This window comes from Vibrio sp. 1288 (genome assembly GCF_033344475.1).
Genome location: NZ_JAWPOX010000463.1, coordinates 1 through 729 on the forward strand (window position 1 = coordinate 1; position 729 = coordinate 729).

The 729-nt window shown below is 46.0% G+C and carries 1 protein-coding gene and 1 pseudogene; one reads left to right on the forward strand and one right to left on the reverse strand.

Annotated features, from left to right (window positions below; all coding sequences use genetic code 11):
* A partial coding sequence (locus R8O11_RS27395) for a RecQ family zinc-binding domain-containing protein (RefSeq protein ID WP_318194899.1) occupies positions 1–407 on the forward strand: 407 nt, incomplete at its 5' end.
* Between the two features lies 1 nt (position 408).
* Here the strand turns inward: R8O11_RS27395 and R8O11_RS27400 are convergent.
* Positions 409–729, reverse strand: a pseudogene (locus tag R8O11_RS27400) (DNA polymerase IV); the annotation flags it as partial.

Genomic DNA, 729 nt, shown 5'->3' on the forward strand with positions numbered 1-729 from the left:
TGTACGAGCTATTCCAGTCTAAAGAGCGCAAAGACATCGACCGAATTCACGCCATGCTGGGGTTATTCCAATCGTCAGATTGTTTAAGTCATCAATTAGCCAGTTACTTTGCCGACCACAATGCCCCTGCTCACTGCGGTCATTGTTCTGTGTGTCGAGGACAGAGAGCAGTGTTCCCACCTCGGATTTACGATCAACCTGAACCAGCAGTCGCCTCCGCTTGGATTGCAGAGTTTGTCCAACTTTCCCCTTCTGCAATCAGTAACGAAGCCATAGCCCGATTCTTATGTGGCATCAGCACACCGTTGATCAGCCAACTTAAAGCCTCAAAGCTATCTGGGTATGGTGCATTGGCTAATGTGTCCTTCGAACAGGTACTACAATTAGTTGAAAGTGTGCGGGAATAGATTAAAAGAAGCTGAGTTGGCGAGCTTGCTCTTCTGGCTTGAGCATAACGCTCAAGCCTAAGAGGCGAATTTCACGACCATTTTGACGCTTTAGAATGTCTTTTAGCAACAACTTAAAGTCCTCAAGTTCTAACTGAGGATGAATGTGTTCAATGGTAGTGAGCTGGAAGTCCGCGAACTTTACCTTAATGCCTTGCTTAATGATCGATTTATCTGGACTGGCACGCTCCAGTCGCTTTTCCAGTTCAGGATATAGTTTCTCTTCGATCACTTGCCAGCACTCATCATAAGTAGAGATGTTTTGGCTAAACGTTCGCTCAAC